Annotated in this window: 6 protein-coding genes and 1 riboswitch; of the genes, 3 read left to right on the top strand and 3 right to left on the bottom strand. The window is 74.9% G+C overall.

Features of this window, described 5'->3' with window-relative positions; translation table 11 throughout:
• Positions 1 to 136 precede the first annotated feature (136 nt).
• A riboswitch (TPP riboswitch) is annotated at positions 137 to 243 on the top strand.
• The gene (thiC, locus tag Q6350_RS01350) at positions 239 to 1,987 is read left to right on the top strand and encodes a phosphomethylpyrimidine synthase ThiC (RefSeq protein ID WP_305064794.1); all 1,749 of its coding nucleotides are present in this window, start codon (positions 239 to 241) and stop codon (positions 1,985 to 1,987) included. (Overlaps the previous riboswitch by 5 nt.)
• Positions 1,988 to 2,002: 15 nt before the next feature.
• Here the strand turns inward: thiC and Q6350_RS01345 are convergent, their stop codons facing one another.
• Complete coding sequence (locus Q6350_RS01345; protein ID WP_304602531.1) at positions 2,003 to 3,085, bottom strand: LacI family DNA-binding transcriptional regulator; 1,083 nt, start codon at positions 3,083 to 3,085, stop codon at positions 2,003 to 2,005.
• Positions 3,086 to 3,182: 97 nt separating this feature from the next.
• Between Q6350_RS01345 and Q6350_RS01340 the strand changes: the two genes are divergently transcribed.
• Both Q6350_RS01340 and Q6350_RS01335 read left to right on the top strand, forming a co-directional pair.
• Entirely contained in the window at positions 3,183 to 4,451 is a 1,269-nt protein-coding gene (locus tag Q6350_RS01340; protein ID WP_304602530.1) for an MFS transporter, read from the top strand.
• Positions 4,448 to 5,662 carry a UDP-N-acetylmuramate dehydrogenase gene (locus Q6350_RS01335; RefSeq protein WP_370375351.1) on the top strand — a complete coding sequence of 405 codons (1,215 nt, stop codon included), beginning with the start codon at positions 4,448 to 4,450 and terminating at the stop codon, positions 5,660 to 5,662. Before Q6350_RS01340 ends, Q6350_RS01335 begins: the two co-directional genes overlap by 4 nt.
• A 19-nt stretch (positions 5,663 to 5,681) precedes the next feature.
• On the opposite strand, the gene Q6350_RS01330 is transcribed toward Q6350_RS01335, so the two are convergent.
• Both Q6350_RS01330 and Q6350_RS01325 read right to left on the bottom strand, forming a co-directional pair.
• Positions 5,682 to 6,701 carry a L,D-transpeptidase family protein gene (locus Q6350_RS01330; RefSeq protein WP_305064792.1) on the bottom strand — a complete coding sequence of 340 codons (1,020 nt, stop codon included), beginning with the start codon at positions 6,699 to 6,701 and terminating at the stop codon, positions 5,682 to 5,684.
• Between the two features lie 142 nt (positions 6,702 to 6,843).
• Positions 6,844 to 7,860 carry an adenosine deaminase gene (locus Q6350_RS01325; protein ID WP_171246427.1) on the bottom strand — a complete coding sequence of 339 codons (1,017 nt, stop codon included), beginning with the start codon at positions 7,858 to 7,860 and terminating at the stop codon, positions 6,844 to 6,846.
• Positions 7,861 to 7,878: the final 18 nt, after the last annotated feature.

Here is a 7,878-nt window from a genome sequence, read left to right as displayed (position 1 = left end):
GGGGGGGGGGGGCCGCCCCCCCCCCCCCCCCCCCCCCCCCGGCGGGGTGGGGTGCGGCGGCGGGGCCCCCCCCCGCGGGGGCCCCCCCCCCTATCCCTGCCCCACAGCAGTGCACGCCGCTGACGTGCTACGTTGCTCGTGATCCCACGGGAGCCCTGGCAAGGGCTGAGATCGGACTGTCGCCGTCCGGACCGTCGAACCTGACCGGGTCATGCCGGCGTAGGAAGCAGGAGCACACATGCAGAACGACGCACCGTCACGCGCGCTCGCCGTCGAGCGCGACCCCCGGTCCTGGATCGCCGTCCCGGTCACCGAGATCACCCTGGCCGACTCGCCCGACGGGTCGGCGAACCCCCCGGTGCGGGTCTACCGCACGGACGGCCCGGGCGGGGACCCGACCCGGGGCATCCCCGCGCTGCGCACGGCGTGGATCGTCGAGCGCGGCGACACCGAGGAGTACACCGGCCGTGACCGGGACCTCGCCGACGACGGCCGCGGCGCCACCCGCCGCGGGGCCGCCTCGGCCGAGTGGCAGGGGGCGCGCCGCCGGCCCCGCCGCAGCGCCACCGGCGCCCCGGTCACCCAGATGGCGTACGCCCGCCGTGGCGAGATCACCCCCGAGATGCGCTTCGTCGCGATCCGCGAAGGGGTCGACGTCGAGCTCGTGCGTTCGGAGGTGGCCGCCGGGCGGGCGATCATCCCGAACAACGTCAACCACCCCGAGTCCGAGCCGATGATCATCGGCAAGGCGTTCACCGTGAAGGTCAACGCCAACATCGGCAACTCCGCCGTGCACTCCTCGATCGCGGAGGAGGTGGAGAAGCTGCAGTGGGCCACGAAGTGGGGCGCCGACACGGTGATGGACCTGTCCACCGGCGACGACATCCACACGACCCGGGAGTGGCTGCTGCGCAACGCCCCGGTGCCCATCGGCACGGTGCCGATCTACCAGGCCCTGGAGAAGGTCGACGGCGACGCCTCGCGGCTGACCTGGGAGGTCTACCGCGACACCGTCGTCGAGCAGTGCGAGCAGGGTGTCGACTACATGACGGTGCACGCGGGCGTGCTGCTGCGGTACGTGCCGCTGACCGCGCAGCGGGTGACCGGCATCGTCTCCCGCGGCGGGTCGATCATGGCCGGCTGGTGCCTGGCCCACCATCAGGAGAACTTCCTGTACACGCGGTTCGACGAGCTCTGCGAGATCTTCGCGGCGTACGACGTCGCGTTCTCCCTCGGCGACGGGCTGCGGCCCGGGTCGATCGCGGACGCGAACGACGCCGCCCAGTTCGCCGAGCTCGACACCCTGGCCGAGCTGACCAGGCGCGCGTGGGAGCACGACGTGCAGGTGATGGTCGAGGGGCCGGGGCACGTGCCGCTGCACCTCGTGCGCGAGAACGTCGAGCGGCAGCAGGAGCTGTGCGACGGCGCCCCGTTCTACACGCTCGGACCGCTGGTCACCGACATCGCCCCGGGCTACGACCACATCACCTCGGCCATCGGCGCGACGGAGATCGCGCGCTACGGCACGGCGATGCTCTGCTACGTCACGCCCAAGGAGCACCTCGGCCTGCCGAACCGGGACGACGTGCGCACCGGCGTGGTCACCTACAAGATCGCCGCGCACGCCGCCGACGTCGCCAAGGGGCACCCCGGCGCGACGGCGCGTGACGACGCCCTGAGCAAGGCGCGGTTCGAGTTCCGCTGGCGGGACCAGTTCAACCTGTCGCTCGACCCCGAGCTGGCCGAGTCCTACCACGACGAGACGCTGCCGGCCGAGGCCGCCAAGACGGCGCACTTCTGCTCCATGTGCGGCCCGAAGTTCTGCTCGATGCGGATCTCGCAGGACATCCGCGACGAGTTCGGCGACGCCGCCGCGCAGCAGGAGCGGGTCGCGGCCGCCGAGGCGGGGATGGCCGCGAAGTCGGCCGAGTTCCGGGCGGCCGGGGGAGAGGTCTACCTGCCGACGCCGGTGATGCCGCCGCGCTAGCCGGCGGCGGGGGCGCTAGCCGACGGGTGCCGGACCGGTCGTCGTGCCGGGCACGAGCCCGACCGGCAGGGAGACCGACGTCGGCTCCTCCCCGGCGAGGAGGCCGATCGCGGCCTGGCCGAGCCGGGTGCCCTTCTCGCGCAGCGGCTGGTGGACGCTGGTCAGCACGTCGGGGGACAGCCACGGCAGGTCGAGGCCGTCGAACCCGGCGACGGAGACGTCCTCGGGGATGCGCAGGCCGAGCTCGCGGGCCGCGATGACGGCACCCGCGGCCAGCAGGTCGGAGTGGGCGACGATCGCGGTCGGCCGCTCCGAGGCCGGCACCCAGGTGCCGAGGATCTCGGTGGCCGCGTCCCGCCCGTGCTCCACCAGGGAGGCCGGCGTCTCCCAGGTGATGACGGGTTCGACGACGTCCCGGATCCCGGCCATGCGGTGCACGGTCGGGGTCCGGTCGGCCCGGCCGATCCGGTCGGCGTCGACCGGACCCGAGCGTTCCCCGCGCCCGAACGGCAGGGAGATCTCGGCGATCCGCGTGTGTCCCAGCTCGACCAGGTGGCGCACCGCTTCGGCGGCGCCGGCCCGGTCCTCGAGCGCGACGAGGGGAGCCCCCTCGACGGCTCGTCCCTCCCCGACGACGACGGGCACGTCGCGGCGTTGCAGGGCGGCCAGGGTCGGGTCCTTGGTCAGCACGCCCCACACGAGCACGGCGACGTCCATCGCCGCGGTCTCGATCAACGGGTCGACGGCGTCCTCGCCCCCGTCGACGCCGGGGATGAGCAGGACGCCGAGCTTCTCGGTGCCGAGGGCGTCGACCAGGCCGTCGAGCACCTGGACCGCGACCGGGTCGCGGAACGCGCGGCGCGGGTGGTCGCCGATGACGACGCCGATGATGCCGGACCGCCCGCGGCGCAGCTGGCGGCCCAGGGGGTTCGGGCCGGTGTAGCCGAGGTCGGTGGCCGCGGCGAAGACCTTGTCCCGGGTCTCCGGGGTGATCGGCCCCGACCCGGAGAAGGCGAGGGAGGCGGTGGAGACGGAGACGCCGGCGCGTTCGGCGACGCGGGCGAGCGTCGGTCTGTTGCTCGGTGTGCGGCGGCCCATGCCTCTCCTCCTGCGGCCCGACGAGTGGCGCCAGCCTACCCGTGAGCGCATGTCGAATCGATTTGACCGCGCCGGTGCCATCGGGGATCGTCGAGAGGTGAGCACCTCCGTCCCCACCGGTGTCGCCCCGCGCCCGCTCCGTGCCGCCGTCGTGGCGGTCTACGGGGTCTTCGTGGCCGCCGGGTTCGGTATGGCCACCTGGGCCTCGCGCATCCCCGCCGTCCGGGACGGGCTCGACTTCTCCGAGGCCCAGATGGGCGTGCTGCTGCTCACGGCCTCGCTCGGGTCGATCTGCGCCCTGCCGCTGTCCGGGATGATCACCTCGCGGCTCGGCGCCGCGCGGACCGTCCTGGGCTTCGCGGTGCTGTCGGCCGTCGGCTTCACCCTCGCCACCCTCGCCATCGACGCGGGGCTGCCCTGGCTGGTCCGGGTCGGACTGTTCGTCGCCGGCACGGGCATGGGCGTGTGGGACGCCGCGATGAACCTCGAGGGCGCCGTCGTCGAGCAACGCCTCGGCAAGGCGATCATGCCCCGGTTCCACGCCGCCTTCTCCTTCGGCACGGTGGCCGGCGCGGGCGCCGGGGCGCTCGCGGCCTGGGCGCGGGTCCCCCTCACCGCGCACCTGGTCACCGTCGTCGTGCTGCAGGCCGTCGCCGTGGCGCTGTGCGTGCGTGCCTTCCTGCCGGCCCGTGACCCCGGGGCCGACGGGACGGACCCCGGCGGCCTGGACGCCGCGGCCGACCCCGCCACCGCCGTCGAGCCGACCCGCGGACACTCCGTCCGGGACACCCTCGCGACCTGGCGCGAGCCGCGCACCCTGCTCATCGGGCTCGTCGTGCTCGCGGCCGCCCTCACCGAGGGTGCCGCCAACGACTGGGTCAGCCTGGCGACCGTCGACGGGTTCGACACGGGCGGGGGCGTCGGGGCGCTGGCGCTGGCGGTGTTCCTCGTCGCCATGACCGTCACCCGGCTGGTGGGCACCCAGATCATCGACCGCTTCGGACGCGTGGCGGTGCTGCGCGGCGGCGGTCTCGCGGCGCTGGCCGGGGTCTCGCTCTTCGCCCTGCTGCCGTCCCTGCCGCTCGCGCTCGCCGGCGTGTTCCTGTGGGGCGTCGGCACCGGGCTCGGGTTCCCGATGGGCATGTCCGCGGCGGCCGACGAGCCCTCGCGGGCGGCGCTGCGCGTCTCCGTGGTCGCGACGATCGGCTACGCCGCCTTCTTCGTCGGGCCCGCGCTCATCGGCTTCCTCGCCCACTACACGGGCTACCGGCTCGCGCTGCTGGTGCTGGCGGTGCCGGTCGTGGTCGGCCTGTTCGCGGCCGGTGCGGCACGACCCCCCGAGCGCGCGTCTACGCTGGACCCGTGAGCCAGACCGCCGCGCGCCCTGGCGGCGCGAACCCCACCGCCCTCGGCCCGGACGCCGCCCCCAACCTGTCCGACCTCACGACGCTGCGCGTCGGCGGGCCCGTGGACCGGTACGTCGAGGTCACCAGCGAGGCCGAGCTCATCGACGCGGTCCGGACGGCCGACGAGGCCGAGGCGCCGCTGCTCGTCGTCGGCGGGGGGTCCAACCTGCTCGTCTCGGACGAGGGGTTCGACGGTGTCGTCGTGCGGGACGTCCGCCAGGGGCTGGACGCGGACCTGTCGGCCTCCTGCGACGTCGACGAGGGTGCGTGCGGGGGAGCGACGCTGACCCTCCCGGCCGGGCACGACTGGGACACCTTCGTCGCCCAGGCCGTCGCCAACGAGTGGGTGGGCGTCGAGGCTCTGTCCGGGATCCCCGGGACCCTGGGCGCCGCACCCGTGCAGAACATCGGCGCCTACGGGCAGGAGGTCTCCGGGGTCGTGGCGGCGGTGCGGGTCTGGGACCGCGCCGCGGGGGAGCGGCGCACCCTGACCCTCAGCGAGCTGGGCTTCGGCTACCGCACGAGCCTGCTCAAGCGCACCATGCGGGGCGAGCGCGCCCCGGGCGAGGACCTCTGGTACCCGACGCCGCGGTACGTCGTCCTCGACGTCCGGCTGCAGATGCGCCTCGGATCGCTCTCGGCCCCGATCGGGTACGCCGAGCTGGCGAAGCGGCTGGGCGTCGAGGTCGGGCAGCGCGCGCCGTCGACCGCGGTGCGCGAGGCGGTCCTCGAGCTGCGCGCCGGCAAGGGCATGCTGCTCGACGGCGTGGGCGGCGCCCCGACGCCGGACCACGACCGCTGGTCGGCCGGGTCGTTCTTCACCAACCCGATCGTGCCCGCGTCGGCGGCCGAGGACCTCCCCGCCGACGCCCCGCGCTTCCCCGTGCGCACCGTGACGCCCGGCACGGCCGCCGACGAGATCGACCCGCGCTGGGTCAAGACCTCGGCGGCGTGGCTGATCGAGCACGCCGGGTTCACCAAGGGCTTCGGGCTGGCCGGCGAGCACTCCCCGGCGCGGCTGTCGACGCGGCACACGCTGGCGCTGACCAACCGTGGGGGCGCGACGGCGCAGGACGTCGTGTCCCTCGCCCGCGCCGTGCGTGACGGCGTGCGCGACGAGTTCGGGATCGAGCTGGAGCCGGAACCGGTCCTGGTCGGCCTCGCCCTCTGACCTCCTGCGGACGCGGGGGTCAGTGCACGACGACGGTCGTGCCCCGCGGGACGCCCCACGCGTCCCACAGCCAGTTCATCGCCGAGTTCGACACCCGGATGCACCCGTGCGAGGCCGGCCACGGCGGGATCGAGGGTGAACCGTGCACGGCGATGCCCCCGGTGAAGTACTTCGGCCGGTACATCGCCCCGAGCTCGAGCGTGGACTCGTGCAGGTAGTCGCGCTCCATGTAGACGGCGTACGTGCCGGTGGGGGTGCGCGCCCGGTACGAGCGCCCCTTCGCCTCGAACGTCTCCCCGTTGCCGGACGAGGCGTTGAACGTGCGCACCACCTTGCCGTCCTGCACGGCCAGCAGCAGCTGGCGGTCCAGGTCGATCTCGACGACCTTGCCCGCGGAGGACACCGGGGCCGGGCGGACACCGTCGGCGAGCGCCGCCCGCGTCCGCGGGCCGACCACGGCGTCGCGTGACAGTCCGCCGGCCTTCTGCAGCGCCCAGACGGCCTGCTGGGTCTGGGGGCCGAACTCCCCGTCGACGGCCGGGAGGAAGTACCCGAGCTCGACGAGGCGCTCCTGCAGGTCGCGCACGGCGGGGCCGCTGGAGCCGACCTCCAGGTACTGCGGCTCCGGCGCGGGCGGTTCCTCGGTCTCCCGGGTCTCCTCGACCGCGGGTTCCTTCTTCTTCTTCTCCTCCTTCGGCGTCCCCTGCTGCTCGTCCTGCTCCGCGTCCGGCACCTCCTGCTCCGGCGTGGCGGAGGGAGCGGGTGCGGACGGTGCCGGGCTCGTCGGGGGCGGCGGGGCGGAGGGCGTCGGGTCCGGCGGCGGCGTCGGGAGGGCCGCCTCCTGCGCGGACCCGGCCGGCCGCTGCGACGGTCCGGGGTCGATCGGCGACGGCAGGACCCCGGCCGACGGGGAGGAGGCCGGCTGCTGGTCCGCCGCCGTGAGCTCGGACAGCGTCGCGCACCCGGGCAGGAGCAGCATCACGGCGACCGCCGTCGCCACGGCGCCCCGGCGACGTCGCACCGCGTGCGTCGAGACCATGCCGCCACCTCTCCCGGTCCGGCGGCCGGTGGTGGGGGACCGGCCGTGGACTCCTACCGTGCACCGTCCGGTGCGGGGCGGCGAGCCGACGCGACCGACCGGCACCCGATCGACACCGTCCCGTGACCTGCGGACGGGCGTCTCAGGTGGTCAGCCAGTCGTCCACGCCGTCCAGCAGACGCTTCTTGGTGCCCTCCGTCGCGCGGGAGGCCCGGATCGAGGACCGGGCGAGCTCGGCCAGCTCGGGGTCGGAGAACCCGTGCACGGTGCGGGCGGTCTCGTACTGGTCCAGCAGGCGGGATCCGAACAGCAGCGGGTCGTCGGCGCCGAGCGCCACCTGCGCTCCCGCGTCCACGAGCTGGCGCAGGGGTACGTCCTCGTCGTGCTCGTACACGCCGAGGGACACGTTGGACGCCGGGCAGACCTCCAGGGCCACCCCCGACTCCACGAGCGAGCCCAGGAGCGCCGGGTCCTCGATGGACCGCACGCCGTGCCCGAGACGGTCCGGTGCCAGGGCCCCCACGACCTCGCGCACGTGCGCCGGACCGAGCAGCTCGCCGCCGTGCGGCACCGAGGCGAGCCCCGCGCGCCGGGCGATGGCGAACGCCCGGGCGAAGTCGCCGGTGTCGCCGCGGCGCTCGTCGTTGCTCAGCCCGAAGCCGACCACCTCCCCGGGGCCCTCGCCGGCGTACCGGGCGGCGAGCCGCGCGAGGGTCCGGGCGTCCAGCGGGTGCTTCATCCGGGAGGTCGCCACGACGACGGCGACCTCCAGCCCGTGCCGGGCGCTCGCGGCCCTGGCCTCGTCCAGGACGATCTCCACCGCCGGGGTGATGCCGCCCACGAAGGGCGCGTAGGAGGTCGGGTCGACCTGCAGCTCCAGGCGTCCGGAACCCTCCGCGGCGTCGTCGGCGGCGGCCTCGTCGACGAGACGGCGCATGTCGGCCTCGGACCGCACGCAGTGGCGGGCGGCGTCGTACAGGCGCTGGAACCGGAACCATCCGCGTTCCGTCGCCGGGACACGCAGCGCGACCCCGTCGGTCAGCGCCGACGGCAGCCGGACGCCGTAGGCGGCCGAGAGGTCGCGCAGGGAGGACACCCGCAGCGATCCGGTGAAGTGCAGGTGCAGGTGGGCCTTGGGGAGGTCTGCCAGGTCACGCACCCTGCACAGTGTGGCACC

Origin of the sequence: Isoptericola sp. b515, from assembly GCF_030588125.1 — a bacterium.
Classification (GTDB): domain Bacteria; phylum Actinomycetota; class Actinomycetes; order Actinomycetales; family Cellulomonadaceae; genus Isoptericola; species Isoptericola sediminis.
The sequence above is the reverse complement of the archived record's forward strand: the minus strand, read 5'-3'. Positions and strand labels throughout refer to the sequence as shown.